General features: G+C 75.4%; 13 protein-coding genes and 1 pseudogene. 9 read left to right on the forward strand and 5 right to left on the reverse strand.

Going from position 1 to position 16,277, the window contains the following annotated elements; translation table 11 throughout:
* A pseudogene (locus AB6N24_RS19730) lies at positions 1 to 208 on the reverse strand (hypothetical protein); the annotation flags it as partial.
* A gap of 206 nt (positions 209 to 414) precedes the next feature.
* On the opposite strand from AB6N24_RS19730, the gene AB6N24_RS19735 reads away from it, so the two are divergent.
* The 7 genes from AB6N24_RS19735 to holA all read left to right on the forward strand — a co-directional run bounded on the left by AB6N24_RS19735 (position 415) and on the right by holA (position 11,428).
* On the forward strand, positions 415 to 1,386 hold the full coding sequence (locus AB6N24_RS19735) for a GGDEF domain-containing protein (protein WP_412871081.1): 972 nt from the start codon (positions 415 to 417) through the stop codon (positions 1,384 to 1,386).
* Positions 1,387 to 1,615: 229 nt separating this feature from the next.
* On the forward strand, positions 1,616 to 2,722 hold the full coding sequence (locus AB6N24_RS19740) for a fatty acid desaturase family protein (protein WP_412871082.1): 1,107 nt from the start codon (positions 1,616 to 1,618) through the stop codon (positions 2,720 to 2,722).
* A 71-nt stretch (positions 2,723 to 2,793) separates the two neighbouring features.
* Positions 2,794 to 5,754 (forward strand): leucine--tRNA ligase, encoded by a 2,961-nt coding sequence (gene leuS / locus AB6N24_RS19745; RefSeq protein WP_412871083.1) that lies wholly within the window; start codon positions 2,794 to 2,796, stop codon positions 5,752 to 5,754.
* A 68-nt stretch (positions 5,755 to 5,822) separates the two neighbouring features.
* Positions 5,823 to 6,791: a DegV family protein gene (locus AB6N24_RS19750; protein WP_412871084.1), complete on the forward strand. Its 969-nt coding sequence runs from the start codon at positions 5,823 to 5,825 to the stop codon at positions 6,789 to 6,791.
* Positions 6,792 to 7,504: 713 nt separating this feature from the next.
* Entirely contained in the window at positions 7,505 to 8,413 is a 909-nt protein-coding gene (locus AB6N24_RS19755) for a helix-hairpin-helix domain-containing protein (protein WP_412871085.1), read from the forward strand.
* 1 nt (position 8,414) lies between these two features.
* Positions 8,415 to 10,250, forward strand: coding sequence for a ComEC/Rec2 family competence protein (locus AB6N24_RS19760; RefSeq protein ID WP_412871086.1), 1,836 nt, complete (start codon positions 8,415 to 8,417; stop codon positions 10,248 to 10,250).
* 149 nt (positions 10,251 to 10,399) lie between these two features.
* On the forward strand, positions 10,400 to 11,428 hold the full coding sequence (holA, locus tag AB6N24_RS19765; protein WP_412871087.1) for a DNA polymerase III subunit delta: 1,029 nt from the start codon (positions 10,400 to 10,402) through the stop codon (positions 11,426 to 11,428).
* Here holA and AB6N24_RS19770 read toward each other — a convergent pair.
* Together AB6N24_RS19770 and AB6N24_RS19775 are read right to left on the reverse strand one after the other, a co-directional pair.
* Complete coding sequence (locus tag AB6N24_RS19770; RefSeq protein ID WP_412871088.1) at positions 11,411 to 12,115, reverse strand: EAL and HDOD domain-containing protein; 705 nt, start codon at positions 12,113 to 12,115, stop codon at positions 11,411 to 11,413. The genes holA and AB6N24_RS19770 overlap by 18 nt on opposite strands.
* A gap of 180 nt (positions 12,116 to 12,295) precedes the next feature.
* A complete protein-coding gene (locus tag AB6N24_RS19775) occupies positions 12,296 to 13,036 on the reverse strand; it encodes an EAL domain-containing protein (protein WP_412871089.1) in 741 nt (246 codons plus the stop codon).
* A 211-nt stretch (positions 13,037 to 13,247) separates the two neighbouring features.
* Between AB6N24_RS19775 and AB6N24_RS19780 the strand changes: the two genes are divergently transcribed.
* On the forward strand, positions 13,248 to 13,388 hold the full coding sequence (locus AB6N24_RS19780) for a hypothetical protein (protein ID WP_412871090.1): 141 nt from the start codon (positions 13,248 to 13,250) through the stop codon (positions 13,386 to 13,388).
* 137 nt (positions 13,389 to 13,525) lie between these two features.
* Positions 13,526 to 14,854: a helix-turn-helix domain-containing protein gene (locus tag AB6N24_RS19785; protein ID WP_412871091.1), complete on the forward strand. Its 1,329-nt coding sequence runs from the start codon at positions 13,526 to 13,528 to the stop codon at positions 14,852 to 14,854.
* A 503-nt stretch (positions 14,855 to 15,357) separates the two neighbouring features.
* On the opposite strand, the gene rpsT is transcribed toward AB6N24_RS19785, so the two are convergent.
* Both rpsT and AB6N24_RS19795 read right to left on the reverse strand, forming a co-directional pair.
* The gene (rpsT, locus tag AB6N24_RS19790) at positions 15,358 to 15,618 is read right to left on the reverse strand and encodes a 30S ribosomal protein S20 (protein ID WP_183294413.1); all 261 of its coding nucleotides are present in this window, start codon (positions 15,616 to 15,618) and stop codon (positions 15,358 to 15,360) included.
* A 141-nt stretch (positions 15,619 to 15,759) separates the two neighbouring features.
* The coding region (locus tag AB6N24_RS19795; RefSeq protein WP_412871092.1) for a type II toxin-antitoxin system PemK/MazF family toxin at positions 15,760 to 16,277 on the reverse strand (518 nt) is incomplete at its 5' end.

Here is a 16,277-nt window from a genome sequence, read left to right on the forward strand (position 1 = left end):
CCTGGGCTGCGTCCGCGCGAGCCTGGGCGGCCTCGGCGCGGGCGGCTGCCGCAGCGGCGCGCAGCGCGGCGACCGACACGGCGTCGGGCGCGAGGTCCTCCCGAGGGGCCGCACCCGGCGCGTCGTCGCCCCCGGCGGCGTGAGCCGGTGCGTCCGCACCGGACGTCCGGGGGCCGGGTGCAGCAGGACCGCGCACGTCGTCGGGCATGGCCGGAGTCTAGGGCGGGCGTCGCGGCCGGGCCGGGCGAGCCGTCGTCGTCCACGCTCCGGGACGGCGGTCCACGGCCGGGCGAGCGGCGGCGTGGCCCCGACGACCGTCCGGGCGCGACGACCCTCCCCGCACAGGTCAGGTCCGGTGCGTCGCTGCCGATGGGGCACCTCGACGCCGACGAGCGAGCGAGAGGAGCCGGCACGATGCGACCGACCCGTGGGCCGGGCCGTCTCGCGCGCGCGAGCGAGGTCCGCGCGCTGAGCACGGGCCTGCTGTTCACCGCCGCCGTGTGCGCCCTGACCGCGCTCGTGCCCTTCAGCCCCACGGCGCCGCGCGCGCTCGACGCCGCGCTCGGGGTGCTCGCCGCCGCGCTCGGGACCTGGCTGCGGCTGCGCACGGCGCGCACCCGCGTCGCGCACGTGCACGGCGTGCTCGTCGTCGGGACCGTGGGCATGACCGTGTGCGTGGGGTCCTCGACCACCGAGTCGGGGCCGGCCGTCACGGCCCTCGGCTTCGTGTGGCTCGCCGTGTTCGTCGCCGCGTTCGAGACCCGGCGCGCGCTCGCCGCCCACCTCGTGCTGGTCGCCGTCGGCCTGCGCGTCGGGCTCGCCGCCGCGGACGCGCCGTCCGCCTGGCCCACCTGGACGTTCCTGGTGCTGACCGCGAGCGGGGTCGGCTGGGTGCTCAACGAGAAGGTCACCCGGCTGCGCCTGGACGCGACGCACGACGCGCTCACCGGGGCGTTCTCGCGCCGTGCCTTCCTCGCGCTCGCGGGCCAGGAGCTCGCCCGTGCCGCGCGGGACGGGCGCCCGCTCACGCTCGTGCTGCTCGACCTGGACGGCTTCAAGCAGGTCAACGACGTGCACGGGCACGCCGCCGGTGACGAGACGCTCGTGCAGACGGTGCGCACGTGGGCGGGCGTCCTGCGCGCGGGCGACGTCCTGGGCCGCCTCGGCGGCGACGAGTTCGCGCTCCTGCTGCCGTCGACCGACGAGGAGGGTGCCCGCCGGCTGCTCGAGCGGCTGAGCGTCGGCGCACGGATCGGGTGGTCCGCGGGGGTCGCGCGCTGGCGCGGCGAGGACGTCGAGGCGTGGATGCACGCGGCCGACACCGCGCTCTACGCGGAGAAGCGCGGGCGCACCGCCCTGCGCCATGCGGCGTCCGGCCCGTCCTGACGCCTCGGAGGGGCACGCCGACCGGCTCGTCCTGGAGCGAGCAACGGCACGCCGACCGGCTCGTCGCGGGCCCGCTCGCGACCGGCTGCTGAGACGAGAACCCGACATTCGTGACGGACGACGCAAACCCCCGGATCGCACAGAGTCTCGGGCTATGGTGTGCTGGACCGATCAGATGTGCTGCCTTGTCGGGCATCGCGTCACCCCCGATGAGCACGAGGCTCCCTCTATGACGAGCACGCTGAACGACGGCCGCATCCCCGACGAGGCCCCCGCTGCGCGCAGCCCGCGCGAGCGCCAGGTGAGCGAGTTCACCGAGCTCACGCGCATGGTGCAGGAGGCCGGGCTCATGAGGCGCCGCTACGCGTACTACTGGACCCGCTTCGCGGTGCTGACCGCGATGCTCGGCGGCCTGGTCGCCGCGTTCGTGCTCCTCGGCCCCACGTGGTGGCAGCTCGTCGTGGCGGCGGTCCTCGCGATCGTCCTGGGCCAGGTCATGTTCCTCGGCCACGACGCCGCGCACCGCCAGATCTTCAAGTCGGGCCGCTGGAACGACTGGGCGAGCCTCGTGATCGCCAACCTCTACGCCGGCATGAGCTACGGCTGGTGGAACCACAAGCACAGCAAGCACCACGCGAAGCCCAACACCCTCGGTGCCGACGGCGACATCGACCCGGGCGTCCTGGTCTTCACGACCGAGAACCTCACGAAGGAGCGCACCGGCCTCGCCGGCTGGTTCGCCAAGCGTCAGGGCTGGTTCTTCTTCCCGCTCCTGCTCCTCGAGGGCCTCAACCTCCACATCTCCGGCGTCAAGACGATCTTCGGGCGCGGTGAGGTCAAGCGCCGCCCCGTCGAGATCGCGTTCGTGACGCTGCGCCTCGGCGGCTACCTCGCGCTCGTGTTCTGGCTGCTGCCGGTCGGCATGGCGTTCGCGTTCCTGGGCGTCCAGCTCGGCATCTTCGGTGTGTACATGGGCGCGTCGTTCGCGCCGAACCACAAGGGCATGCCGGTCGTCCCCGCGTCGATGAAGATCGACTTCCTGCGCCGTCAGGTCCTGCTCAGCCGCAACATCTCCGGTGGCCGCTGGGTCGACCTGTTCATGGGCGGGCTGAACTACCAGATCGAGCACCACCTGTTCCCGAGCATGCCGAGCCCGGCGCTCAAGAAGGTGCAGCCGATGGTGCGCCAGTTCTGCGCCGACAAGAACATCTCCTACACCGAGACGACGCTGATGCAGTCGTACCGGATCGTCGTGCGCTACCTGAACGAGGTCGGCCTGCAGGCCCGTGACCCGTTCCAGTGCCCGCTCGTCGCGGAGATGCGCGCCTCGCGCTGACCCTCCGCCCACGCACGCCTGGCCACCGGCGCGCGGCGACCTCGGTCGTCGCGCGCCGGTAGCCTGTGCAGGTGACTTCGCAGGCTCCCTCGCACCCCGCTCCCGACGCTCCCGTGCCGCACGACGTGCCCAACGACGTGCCCTTCCGCTACACCGCGGCGGTGGCCGACGAGCTCGAGCTCCGCTGGCAGGACGAGTGGGAGCGGCGCGGGACGTTCTACGCGGCCAACCCGACGGGCCCGCTGACCGACGCGCAGGGCCGCAACGCGGAGCCGGAGCGGCGGCCGTTCTTCGTGATGGACATGTTCCCGTACCCCTCCGGCGCGGGCCTGCACATCGGCCACCCGCTCGGGTACATCGGCACCGACGTCGTCTCGCGGTTCCGCCGCATGCTCGGCGACAACGTGCTGCACGCGCTCGGCTACGACGCCTTCGGCCTGCCCGCCGAGCAGTACGCGGTGCAGACGGGCCAGCACCCGCGCACCACCACCGAGGCGAACATCGAGATCATGGCGCGCCAGCTGCGCCGCCTCGGCACGGGGCATGATCCGCGCCGCACGTTCGCGACGATCGACCCGGGCTACGTCCGGTGGACGCAGTGGATCTTCCTGCAGATCTTCGAGTCCTGGTACGACGCCGACGCGGTCCGGCCCGACGGCGGACGGGGTGCCGCGCGTCCGGTGTCGACGCTCGTCGAGGCGTTCGAGTCCGGCGCCCGCGCCGTGCCGAGCGGCATCGAGGGCGTCCCCGCGGGGGCGTCGTGGGACGGGCTGGACGCCGTCGCCCGCCGTCGCGTCGTCGACGCGCACCGCCTCGCCTACGTCTCGGAGACCCCGGTCAACTGGTGCCCCGGCCTCGGCACGGTCCTCGCCAACGAGGAGGTCACGTCCGAGGGGCGCTCCGAGCGCGGCGACTTCCCCGTCTTCCAGCGCACGCTGCGGCAGTGGCAGATGCGCATCACCGCGTACGCCGACCGCCTGATCGACGACCTCGAGCTCATCGACTGGCCCGAGAAGGTCGCCTCGATGCAGCGGAACTGGATCGGCCGCTCCGAGGGTGCCCGCGTGCGCTTCCCGGTCCCGGGCCCGGACGGTGCAGAGCGCGCGTCTGTCGAGGTGTTCACGACCCGCCCCGACACGCTGTTCGGTGCGACGTTCATGGTCGTCTCGCCCGAGCACCCGCTGCTCGACGACGTCGCGGCCGAGTGGCCCGAGGGCACGAAGGACGGCTGGACGGGCGGCCACGCGTCGCCGGCCGAGGCGGTCGCCGCGTACCGGTGGGAGTCGGCCGCGAAGAGCGCGATCGAGCGCCAGGCCGACGCGGGACGCAAGACCGGCGTGTTCACCGGCATCCACGCGACGAACCCGGTCAACGGCGCGAGCATCCCCGTGTTCACCGCCGACTACGTCCTCATGGGCTACGGCACCGGCGCGATCATGGCCGTCCCGGGCGGCGACGAGCGGGACTTCGCGTTCGCGCAGGCGTTCGACCTGCCCGTGGTCCGCACCGTCGAGCCGCCCGCCGGCTTCGAGGGCGGTGCGTGGACCGGCGACGGCGCGATCATCAACTCGTCCAACGACACCGTGACGCTCGACGGGCTCGACGTCGCGGCCGCGAAGCGCACGATCGTCGACTGGCTCGTCGCCGAGGGGCTCGGCGAGGGCACCATCACCTACCGCCTGCGGGACTGGCTGTTCAGCCGCCAGCGGTACTGGGGCGAGCCGTTCCCGATCGTCTACGACGAGAACGACCTGCCGATCGCGCTGCCCGACGCGTCGCTGCCGGTCAACCTGCCCGAGGTGCCCGACTACGCGCCGCGGACCTTCGACCCGCAGGACTCCGAGTCCTCGCCCGAGGCGCCGCTGGGCCGCAACGAGGACTGGGTGAACGTCACGCTCGACCTCGGCGACGGTCCGCGCACGTACCGGCGCGACACCAACACGATGCCCAACTGGGCCGGGTCGTGCTGGTACTACCTGCACTACCTGGACCCGTCGCACACCGAGCAGGTCGTCGACCCGGCGCTCGAGCAGTACTGGATGGGCCCGGGCCACAACCCGGCGGACACCCACGGCGCCGGGGGGGTCGACCTCTACGTGGGCGGGGTCGAGCACGCCGTCCTGCACCTGCTGTACGCGCGGTTCTGGCACAAGGTGCTCTACGACCTGGGCCACGTGTCGAGCCGTGAGCCGTTCCGCAAGCTGTTCAACCAGGGCTACATCCAGGCGTACGCGTACCGCGACGGGCGCGGCGCGTACGTCGAGGCGAGCGAGGTCGTCGAGGACGAGTCGGTGCCGAGCGGCTTCTCGTGGCGGGGCGAGGAGGTCCACCGCGAGTACGGCAAGATCGGCAAGTCGAAGAAGAACATGATCACGCCCGACGAGATGTACGCGGAGTACGGCGCGGACACCCTGCGCGTCTACGAGATGTCGATGGGTCCGCTGGACCTCTCGCGTCCGTGGGAGACCCGGGCGGTCGTCGGCGCGCAGCGCTTCCTGCAGCGGCTGTGGCGCAACGTGGTCGACGAGACCACCGGGGCGCTCGTCGTCACTGAGGACGCACTGTCCACCGAGACGCTGCGCGTGCTGCACCGCACGATCACCGACGTGCGCGCCGACATGGAGGCGATGCGGATCAACACCGCGATCGCGAAGCTCATCGTGCTCAACAACCACCTGACGAGCCTGCCGGCCGTGCCGCGCGCGGCGGTCGAGCCGCTCGTGCTCATGACCGCGCCGATCGCGCCGCACATCGCGGAGGAGCTGTGGTCGCGGCTGGGCCACACCGAGTCCCTCGCGCACGCGCCGTTCCCGGTCGCCGAGGAGCAGTACCTCGTCGAGGACACCGTGACGTGCGTGCTCCAGGTGCAGGGCAAGGTGCGTGGCCGCGCCGAGGTCCCCGCCGACGTCACCGAGGACGCGCTGCGCGGGATTGCGCTCGCCGACCCGGGCGTCCAGCGCGCGCTCGCCGGGCGGGACGTCCGCACGGTGATCGTCCGGGCGCCGCGCCTGGTCAACGTCGTCCCGGCCTGACCGCCGTGCCGGACCGCACGCGGCGCGGCCCGGGCCGTCGCGAGCCCGCGCCGTCGCCGGTCGCCGTCGTGACCGACTCGACGGCGTCGCTGCCCGCGCGGGAGCTCGAGCGGTGGGGCGTCGTCGTGGTGCCGCTCGAGGTCGTCCTCGGCGGCGAGCGCCTGCACGAGGGGCGCGACCTCGACCCGGCCGCGCTCACGGCGGCGCTCGGGGCCGGTCAGCGCGTCACGACCTCGCAGCCGTCGCCCGCCGCGTTCGCCGACGCGTATGCGCGTGCGGCCGCCGGGGGAGCGCGCGAGATCGTGTCGGTGCACCTCTCGGGCGACCTCTCCGGCACCGTGCGCGGCGCGCAGCTCGCCGCCCTCGCGGCGCCGCTCCCGGTGCACGTCGTCGACTCGCGCTCGGTCGCGATGGGACTCGGGTTCGCGGTCCTCTCGGCAGCGCGGCTCGCCCGCGGCGGGGCGCCGGTGGACCCGCCGGACACCATCCCGCCCCTCCCGGGCTCGCGCGCGTGGCACGGTCCGTTCGGGCGGAAGCGTGACCGGTCGCCTGCACCCGCTGCCGCAGAGCCCGCGCCCCTGCCGAACGGTGCCGCCGTCGCCGAACGCGCACGTCAGGTGGCGGCCGACGCGCACGCCTGGTTCCTCGTGGACTCGCTCGACCACCTGCGCCGCGGGGGCCGGCTCAGCGCGACCGCAGCTGCGCTCGGCACCGTGCTCGGCCTGCGCCCGATCCTGGCGATGCGGGCCGGCCGGATCGAGGTCGCCGAGAAGGTCCGGACGCGCCGGGCCGCCCGCGAACGGCTCGAGGCGCTCGCCGTCGCCGACGTGCAGCGCCGGGGGCACGCACGGCTGGCCGTCCACCACCTCGGCCAGCCGGAGCTCGGCGCGGAGGTGGCCGAGTCGCTGCGGTCGCGGCTCGCCGGGAGCGTCTGCACCGTCGAGGTGTGCGAGGTCAGCGCCGTGCTCGGGGCGCACGCGGGGCCCGGGGTGCTGGCGCTGGTCGTGGCGGACGCCGACGCACCCCCAGCCGCCTGACCGCACCGGTGGCGTCCCCGGCACCGCGGGTGGGGCCCGGCGTGTTGGCGGTGGTCGTGGCGAAGGCCGACGCACACCCAGCCGCCTGACCGCACCGGTGGCGTCCCCGGCACCGCGGGTGGGGCCCGGCGTGTTGGCGGTGGTCGTGGCGGAGGCCGACGCACCCCCAGGCGCCCGACCGCACCGGCGGCGTCCCCGGCACCGCGGGCGGGCGACGCCGGCGACGTGGCCGTCCGTACGGTCGCGGCATGGTCCGAGCCCCCGACCCCTCCGACACCGCCCGGCGCCGACTCGAGGCACTGAGCCCCGCACCGGCGCCGCATTCCGACGGCGCACCGCGCTGGACGCCGCAGCGCGTCCCGGAGGCCGGGCCGGACGTTCCCGACGCGGCCGGCTCCCTCGACGGCACGGTCGGCCCGCTGCCATGGGTGACGGGCCCCGTTCCCTCGGTGGCGCCCTTCCCTCCCGGGGCGGCAGGCTCCTTTCCGGGGGCGGCGACCGCCTCGGTCCCGAGCGAGGTGGGCCCGGTGCGCGGCACGGTGCTGCGTGCCGACGAGCTCCGGACACCGACGTCGCCGGTGCCGCGGGTCGTACGCAGGGAGCCGGACGACGGCGGCCTTGCGCCGGACGTCGGGCGACCACGGTGGCCCGAGCTGCGCGTCGTCGACGGGCGTGACCCGCGCCCCGCCGGCGCGAGGGGCGGGCCGGAGCCGGTGGACGATCTCCGGGGCTCGTCCGCGGCCGAGGCGCGTGCCGCGGTCGAGCGGTCGGGGGACGACGGCGCGGCCGCCGGTGCCGAGGACGTCGTCCGCCGGACGGCGACGGGGCGGCTCGCCCGTGCACGGGACGAGTACGCCCGCAACTACGGCTCGCCGCTCGAGCGGGAGCACGAGGTGGCCGCGCGAGCGGCAGCGCGGCGCTGGGCCGTGCCGACGCGCGTGGGGCTCGTCGCGGCGCTCGCCGTGGCCCTCGTCGCGGGCGTCGTGGTCGCGCGGGCGGCGTCCGCGTTCGTGCCGCAGGTGGGGCACGCGGTCGAGCTCCCCGAGGTCACCGGGGCGCCGGAGGCGGCCGGTGACGCGGTCGGCGGCGAGCCGGCGGCGAGCCCGGGCAGTGCGGACGCGGGTACGGGCAGCGGGGTCGACGCCCCGACCGGCGTGGGGACCGCAGCCGCCGGACCCGGTGACGCTTCTCAAGACGTCGTCGTGCACGTCGTGGGACACGTCGCACAGCCGGGGATCGTCGAGCTGCCCCAGGGCTCGCGCGTGTCGGACGCCCTGACGGCGGCGGGCGGGCCGTCGGCCTCCGCCGACCTCGCCGCCCTCAACCTCGCACGGGTCCTCGTCGACGGCGAGCAGGTCGCGGTCTCCGCCGTGGGCGAGCCGGCACCGGCCACGGCGCCCGGTCCCGTCGCCGACGCTGCGGCGGGCGCAGGGCCGCTCGACCTCAACACCGCGGACGCGGCCGCCCTCGACGCGCTCCCGGGCATCGGCCCGGTGCTCGCCGGCCGCATCGTCGCGTGGCGCGAGGAGCACGGGCGGTTCCGGTCGCTCGAGGAGCTCGCCGAGGTGGAGGGCATCGGGCCCGCGCTCGTCGAGCGCCTCGCACCGTCCGTGCGGGTGTGACGTGAGCGTGCCGCTCGACCTGCGGCTCGTCCCGGCAGCGCTCGCGGCGTGGGGGGCGGCGGCGGTCCTCGTCGTGCTGCCCGCGCCGTGGGTGCTCGCCGCCGGGATCGCGGCCGGGGCCGTGCCGCTGGTCGCCGCCACGGGGGCCGTGCGCCGTAGGGCGGCGACCCTGGCGGTGCGCCGCGAAGCCGCCGCTCGGGCGGTGCACGGTGAGGTCGCCGCGCGGGCGGTGCGCCGCGGGGCCGCCCTGTGGGCGGAGCGCCGCAGGGCGGCCACACGGCCGGTGAGCCGCGGGGTCGCGCACGGCGAGGGCGCCGCGCGGGCGGAGCGCCGCAGGGTTGCCACACGAGCCGCGCAGCGCAGGGGCACCCCGCACCCGGGACCGCGTCCTGCCACCGGGTCGCCCGGTGTCGCCGCGGCGCCGGACGCCGGCTCCTCAGCGCGTCGCACCCGACTGCCGCGCCGCTCCGCTGCCGGACAGGTCGTGCTGACGTGCGGCGTCGTCGCGGGCGTGCTGCTCGCCGGTGCCGGCCAGCTCGCGGCCCGGGACGCCGGTGACCTCGACGGCCTCGCGGCCTCCGGCGCGAGCGTGACCCTCACCGGGACGCTCACGTCCGAGCCCGTCCGGCTCCGGTCCGGGCCGCCCGACGCCCCACCGCGGTACCGGGCGACGGTCGCCGTCCACGACGTCGAGACCCGGGGTGAGCACCGCGTGGCGTCGGCGCCGGTGACCGTCCTGACCGGGTCCCCCTGGCCCGGCGTCTCGTACGGCGCCCGGGTGGCGGTGCACGGTCGGCTCGTGCCCGGCACCCCGGGACGTCGTGCGGTGGCGCTGCTCCAGGCGGGATCGGCCACGCTGGTCGAGCCGCCGGGAGTCACGCTCCGCGCGGTCGACGCGGTGCGGTCCGGGCTCCGCGACGTGAGTGCCGGGCTCGGTGACGACGCGCGCGGGCTCGTGCCAGGGATCGCCGTCGGCGACACGTCCGCGCTCCCGGACGACCTGGACCGGGCGATGCGCGACTCGGGGCTCACGCACGTGACGGCCGTCTCGGGCGCCCACTTCTCGATCGTCGGGGCGGGCGTGCTCGTGCTGACCGGCGCCGTCGGGCTCCCTCGCCGTGCACGGGCCGCGGTCGTCGGCGCCGTGATGCTCGGGTTCGTGGTGCTGGTGCACCCGGGCCCGAGCGTGCTGCGCGCGGCGGCGATGGGCGCGGTCGGGCTCGGGGCCCTCGTGCTCGGCCGCCCCGCACGGGCGGTGCCCGCGCTCGCGGCGGCGGTCGTGGTGCTCCTCGTGGCGGACCCGTGGCTCGCACGCGAGCTGGGCTTCGTGCTGTCCGTGGTCGCGACGTCCGGGCTCGTCCTGCTCGCCGGGCCCCTCGCGCGCCGGTGGTCCGGCTCGGCCCGGGCGCCGGTCGCGTACGCGCTCGCCGTCCCGGTCGCCGCTCAGAGCGTCTGTGCTCCCGTCGTGCTGCTCCTGAGCCCGACGGTCGCGCTCTACGCGGTCCCGGCCAACGTGCTCGTGGCTCCCGCGGTGGCGCCCGCGACCGTGCTGGGCCTCCTCGCGGCGCTCGTGTCGCCGTGGTGGCACGCCACGGGGGTGGTCCTCGCGGAGCTCGCCGGCCTCGCGTGCTGGTGGATCGCGACGGTGGCCCGTGTCGCGGCGTCGCTCCCGGGCGCGCAGGTCGCGTGGACGCCGGGCGTGCTCGGTGTGCTCCTGCTCCTGGCGGGGACCGCCGCAGGGCTCGCGCTGCTCCTCGGCCGCCCACCGGGGGACGCCGACCACGGGGTCGGCACCGCGGCGGAGCGCGTGCGCCGGCGTGACCGGGCGAGCACCTGAGCGGCGCACGCGGTGGGTGCCCCATCTCGCGTGCGCCGTCGCGCGGCCTCGTGCCTCCGCCGTCGATGACCCCACCCGTCCGCGGTCGCGGCCGCGTCCCCCGCGCACGCCGCGCCGGGACGTGGGTCCGGCATGGCAGGCTGGGGCGCGTGCCGACCCCGACCCGCTCCAGCACCCGTGCCACCTCCGGCGGACGCACCGCGGCACCGGGCCTGGGCTGGGACGAGGTCGAGCTCGCGCCGGTCGTCCTGGTGTCCGGGCCCGAGGGACTGCTCGCGGACCGGGCGGTCGACCGGCTCGTCGGGCTCGCACGCGAACGCGACGCCGGTGTCGAGGTGACGCGCCTGGACGCCGCGGACTACGGCACCGGGTCGCTCGGCGTCGTGACGAGCCCGTCGCTGTTCGCCGAGGACCGCGTCGTCGTCGTCGAGTCCGTCGAGCGCGCGACCGACGAGCTCCTCACCGACGCGCTCGCGTACGTCGCGGCGCCGCAGGACGACGTCGTGCTCGTGCTGCGGCACGGTGGCGGGCAGCGCGGCAAGAAGCTCCTGGACACCGTGCGTGCGGGGCGCTGGCCCGTCGTGGCGTGCGAGGCGCTCAAGAAGGACTCCGAGAAGTCGGCGTTCGTCACGGCGGAGCTGCGCCGGGCGAAGCGGCGGGCGGACGCGAAGGCGGTGCGGGCGCTGGTCGACGCTGTCGGCAGCGACCTGCGTGAGCTGGCCGCAGCCTGTGCCCAGCTCGTCGCCGACACCACCGGCACCATCGGCGAGGCGGCGGTCGAGCGGTACTACGGCGGGCGCATCGAGGCGACGGGCTTCCGGGTGGCCGACGCGGCGATCGAGGGCGACGCGGGGAACGCCGTCGCGCTCCTGCGGCACGCGCTCGCCACGGGCGTCGACCCCGTGCCGATCGTCGCAGCGCTCGGGGCCAAGCTGCGCACGCTCGCGAAGGTGGCGGCGGTGCGGGGACGAGGATCGGGGGCCGTCCGCGACCTGGGGCTGGCGCCGTGGCAGGTCGAGCGGGCGCAGCGGGACCTCGCGCGCTGGACGCCCGAGGGTCTTGCGGCGGCGATCAGCGCGGTCGCGCAGGCCGACGCCGAGGTCAAGGGCGAGAGCCGGGACCCGCAGTTCGCGGTCGAGCGGGCGGTGCTCCGGGTGGCTTCAGCGGGCTCGCGCTGACGGGAGCGCGGTCCGGGTCGGTTCCGCCTGGGCGGGCTCGGCGCCCGGGAGCACGACGGTCCTCGCGAGCACGTCCCCCTGGAAGAGCGTGAACCCCGCCGTGACGCACGCGTCGAGCGCTTCCGTCGTCTCGAGGTGCTCGGCGACGAGGCGGGCGCCGTACCGGGACGCGACCTCGAGCAGCGGCCGCCCCTGGCGCACGAGGTCGCGGTGGTCGATCTTGACGTAGTCGGCGTACGGGAGCAGGCGCACTTGGTCGGGCAGACCGACGAAGTCGTCGACCGCGATCCGGAAGCCGGCGGCGCGGAGCCGGGCGACGCCGGCGAGCACCTCGGCGTCGACGCGCACCGACTCGACGACCTCCAGCACGAGCCGTGCCGGGTCCGCGGGCAGTGCGAGCGCACCGACGAGGTACGAGCGGGTCACGTTGACGAAGGCCGGGCAGCCGGCGGCGGCGACCCCCACCCCACGGTCGGCGAACACGGAGTGGAGCACGGCGCCCGTCGCGACGTCCTGCTCCGCGGCGGCCCACCGGTCGACGCCGACACGTTCCGACGAGAGCGACCGGTAGAGGAACTCGTAGGCCCGCGGCGTCCCGTCCGGGTCCGTGATGGGCTGCCGACCGACCGGGATGCGTCGGTCGGTGGCGGCGACGGCGTCGTCCGGACCAGTCCGGCCGGTGCGCACGGCAGCGGCGTGCCCGCGCCGGTGCGATCGAGGGGCGGCGGCGGGCGCTGCGAGGGTCACGACGGATGAGAGCGTGCACATCGCGGACGATGACGCGAGTCGGAGGATCTGCGGGACGGCCGCCGTCGTCCCACCGCCGCGCCGGCGTCGGCGGGACCGAGCAGGCGGGGGGAGAGCGGGTCAGCCGACCGGGCGCAGCAGGCGGGCCGCGGAGCGGTCCAGCGTCGCCGACGGCTCGAGCAGGTTCCCCTGGAACAGGTCGAACCCGAGGTCGCGGCTCTGGTGCAGCATCCAGGGGTGCTCGATGTACTCGGCGACGAGGAGCGCACCGTACGACCGCGCGAGCTCGACGACCGGGCGCCCCTCGACGTCGAGGTCGCGCACGTCGATCTTGACGAAGTCGGTGTGGGGGAGCAGGCGGCGCTGGCCCGGGCGGCTCACGAACCCGGGGATGGCCACGCGGAACCCGCGCTCGCGCAGCCGCCGCACGCCGGCGATGACCTCGGTGTCGACCTCGACGTTGTCCGCGATCTCGATGACGAGACGGTCGGGGCGTGCCGGCACGGGCAGGTCCTGCACGAGGTAGGCGCGCGGGAAGCGCACGAACATCCAGCGCCCGTGCGCGACCTGCTCGAGGTCGGCGCGGCCGAAGGTCGCCCGCAGGACGTGCGCGGTCGCGCGCTCGTGCTGCAGCTCGGTCCAGGTCGCGTGGTGCGGTGCGGCCTGGCCACCGGTGCCGGGAGGCCGGAACGAGAGCTGGTAGGCGAAGGGCCGCAGCCGCGGCGAGAAGATCCCCTGACGCCCGACGAGCACGCGCTCGCGGGCGAGGTGCTGCGCCCAGTCGTGGCGCGCACTGTCGGAGATCGCGTCGTCCACCGCGGCGGCGAGCTGTGCCGCCAGTGCGTCCTTGTCTCCGGTCATGACGACTATGACACCATAAGCAGCCCCGACTTGACACTCCTCCGATCGGCTGAACTGCGACGACGCCGGGGAATTCGCGCCGCTCGATTTGGGCGGGTCACTCGATTGGGCGGAGCTGTGCCAGAGCCCTGCGAAAGGGGCGACTCGGCGCCCAGGATCGGTCATGATAGACGTGACACGCAGTCAATCCGTTATGACAGGAGTTCTTCCCATGTCGTCTTCCCTCAAGGCCGTCGCCGCCCTCGCCCTCGCCACCGTGCTCTCCTTCTCCGCCGCGGCGTCCGCGCACGCGTCCGAGGTGAGCCTCATGTCGGGCGGCGCCACGGGCTGCTGCCGCATGAACATGAACTGAGCAGCTCACGCCGTCTCGCCGGCTGAGCCAGCGACCGGCGTGGTAGCGGGCGCCCCATCGCCCGCTACCACGTGGTCGGAAATTCGCCCGCTGTCAGGGGCGGTAATTCCGGCTCGTCACAGGTACAGTGACGGACTATGACGACGATCGCTGACCGGGTCCGGCAGGCGCGGCTCGCTGCGGGGCTCTCCCAGACCGCCCTGGCGGGCGACTCCTTCTCGCCCAGCTACATCTCGCTGATCGAGGCCGGACGTCGCGAGCCCACGGACGCCGCGCTGGCGGTGCTCGCACAGCGGCTGGGGTCGACGGTCGAGTACCTCAAGCACGGCGACGACGGCCCGAACGAGGCCCGTGCCCGGCTCGAGATCGACTACGCGAAGCTCGACCTCAGCGCCGGCGAGCCGGCCGGGGCCCGCACGCGGATCTCGGCGATCGACCTGACGAGCGTGACGAACGCCGTCCGCGTCGAGGCGCTCATGACTTTGGCCCGCGCGCACGAGGCCCTCGGTGACCTCGAGTCGGCGGTCGCGATCCTCGAGCCGCTGCTCGACGACGCCCGTGCCCGGTCGCACAACCTCGACTCCGCGGCCATCGCGACGGGGCTCGTCGCCTCGTACCTCGAGGGCGGCGACATGCACCGCGCGGTCGAGGTCGGCGAGCGCATCCTGAGCGAGCTCGAGGCCGGCGGGATGTCCGGCACCGACGAGCACCTGCGCCTCGCGTCCACGGTCCTGTGGGCGTACGTCGAGCGCGGTGACCTCCTCTACGCGACGCACCGCGCCGCGGAGCTCGTCCGCCAGGCGGAGGCGCTCGGCAGCCCGCGCGGACGGGGCAGCGTCTACTGGAACGCCGCGCTGGTCGCCGAGCAGCGCCGCGACTACCCGCTCGCGCAGCGGTACACCGAGCGTGCGCTCGCGCTGCTGGGCGAGGGTGAGCTCGGTCGCGACCTCCCGCGCCTGCGCCTCAACTACGCCTGGCTGCTGCTGCGGAGCGAGCCCGCCGAGCCGCACGAGGCGCTGCGCCAGCTCGACCGGGCGCTGCCCGACCTGCTCGCGATCGGCTCCGAGATCGAGCTCTCGCGCGTCGACGTCGAGCGCTCGCGCGCGCACCTCGTGCTGGGCGACGTCGACGTGGCCGAGGCCAGCGCCCGCGAGGCGCTGCGCCGGCTCGGCGACCAGCCGCGCCTCGAGACCGCGGTCGCCCAGCTCGCGCTCGGTGACGCGCTGCACGCCCGGGAGGACGTCGCCGGCGCGGCGCGGGCGTACCGCTGGGCGGCGGACATGCTCGGCATGATGTCCGCGACCCGGCAGTCGGCGGCGGCGTGGCGCGAGCTCGGCGACCGCTTCCTCGGCCACGGGGACGTGGCCGGCGCCGCGCACGCGTTCGACCGCGCGCTGCGCGAGGCAGGTTTCCGACCCACGGTTCCCGCGACGCTGCGGGAGGCATGGACCGCCGCAGCGGGCTGAGGACCGCTGGGTCGGAAGAGAACGAAGGCGTCGCCCCGCAGGGGGGGTGACGCCTTCGTCGCGTCCGGGGCGCGCCGCCCGGCCGCAGGAGCCGCGCCGTCGGTCGGCGGGGCGTCGACGGTGCGTACCGCGGATCCGTGCGGCGGCCGTGTGGCGAGACGGCGGCCTCCGGAGTCACCAGGTTGCGGGGACGACGGGTGCGCCGTGCCGCGCCGCGACGAAGGCGCCGTGTCGCAGGCACGACGAACGCGCCGTGTCATAGGCACGACGAACGCGCCGTGTCGCAGGTACGACGAAGGTCCCGTGTTGCAGGTACGACGAACGGGCCGTGTCACAGGCGCGATGAACGGGCCGTGCCACAGGCGCGACGAACGCGCCGTGCCGCGGGCGCGACGAACGCGCCGTGTGGCAGGCGCGACGAACGCGCCGTGTGGCAGGCGCGACGAAGGCGCCGGCCCTGGACGGGCGGCGCCTTCGTCGTACGGTGCGCTGAGCGCGAGGTGTCAGAGCGAGCCGACGGCCTTCGCGAGAGCGGACTTCTTGTTCGCTGCCTGGTTCTGGTGGATGACACCCTTCGAGGCGGCCTTGTCGAGCTTCTTCGACGCGCTGATCAGCGCGACCGAGGCGGCCTCCTTGTCGCCACCGGCGACGGCCTCGCGGACGCGGCGCACGTGCGTCTTGAGCTCCGACTTGACGGCCTTGTTGCGCAGGCGCGCCTTCTCGTTGGTGCCGATGCGCTTGATCTGGGACTTGATGTTTGCCACGTGTGGACTTTCTGGTGTGTCGCCTGAGCGTCGGATAGGTCGTAGAGGGCCCGTCTGGTTCCGGGACTGGGGCGTGGGGACACCCGCGGAGAGGAACTGGACCAGTGCCCGCCGACCTGGGCGGACACGCGATTCACTATCTTACCAGCCGTGGTGCTCCGCGAGCGAGCCCGTGACGCGGTCGAAGAGCGCGCGCTCCATCACGGCGCCCTCGCGGCGCACGGCGTCCGGGTCGACGCGCAGGACGCGGTCGAGGCGGACCTCGCTCGGGCGGCGCCGGGCGTCCCAGTCGCCGGCGCCGATGTCGAGCCACGCCCGGCCCCAGCGCGCCTCGTCGGCCGCGTCGCGCGAGTGGTCCTTGCTCGTGAGCATGAGCCCGAGGAGGTCCGGCCCGTCGCGCCCGACGAGGAGCACCGGGCGGTCCTTGCCCTGGGACGGGTCGTCCTCGTAGGCGACCCAGGTCCAGACGATCTCGCCCGGGTCCGCGTGGCCGTCGGGGTCGGGGGAGTAGCGGGGACGGACGACGCCGGTGTAGTCCCCGCGCGCTCCGGACCGTCCGCGGGCGGGCCCGGGGCTCGGCGCAGGCCGCGCGCCGCGGTCGGGGCTCCCGGCGCCGCGGGCTGCGCGCGCTCCCCGGCCCGTGCCGGGGCGGTCGACGG

It is taken from the genome of Cellulomonas jepli (assembly GCF_047229345.1).
Classification (GTDB): Bacteria; Actinomycetota; Actinomycetes; order Actinomycetales; family Cellulomonadaceae; genus Cellulomonas_A.

Excerpts from the sequence above, each read along its gene's own strand:
- AB6N24_RS19775 (WP_412871089.1), bottom strand. The coding sequence starts at position 13,036 with ATGACCGGAGACAAGGACGCACTGGCGGCACAGCTCGCCGCCGCGGTG.
- AB6N24_RS19785 (WP_412871091.1), top strand. The coding sequence starts at position 13,526 with ATGACGACGATCGCTGACCGGGTCCGGCAGGCGCGGCTCGCTGCGGGG.
- AB6N24_RS19735 (WP_412871081.1), top strand. The coding sequence starts at position 415 with ATGCGACCGACCCGTGGGCCGGGCCGTCTCGCGCGCGCGAGCGAGGTC.
- AB6N24_RS19780 (WP_412871090.1), top strand. The coding sequence starts at position 13,248 with ATGTCGTCTTCCCTCAAGGCCGTCGCCGCCCTCGCCCTCGCCACCGTG.
- AB6N24_RS19740 (WP_412871082.1), top strand. The coding sequence starts at position 1,616 with ATGACGAGCACGCTGAACGACGGCCGCATCCCCGACGAGGCCCCCGCT.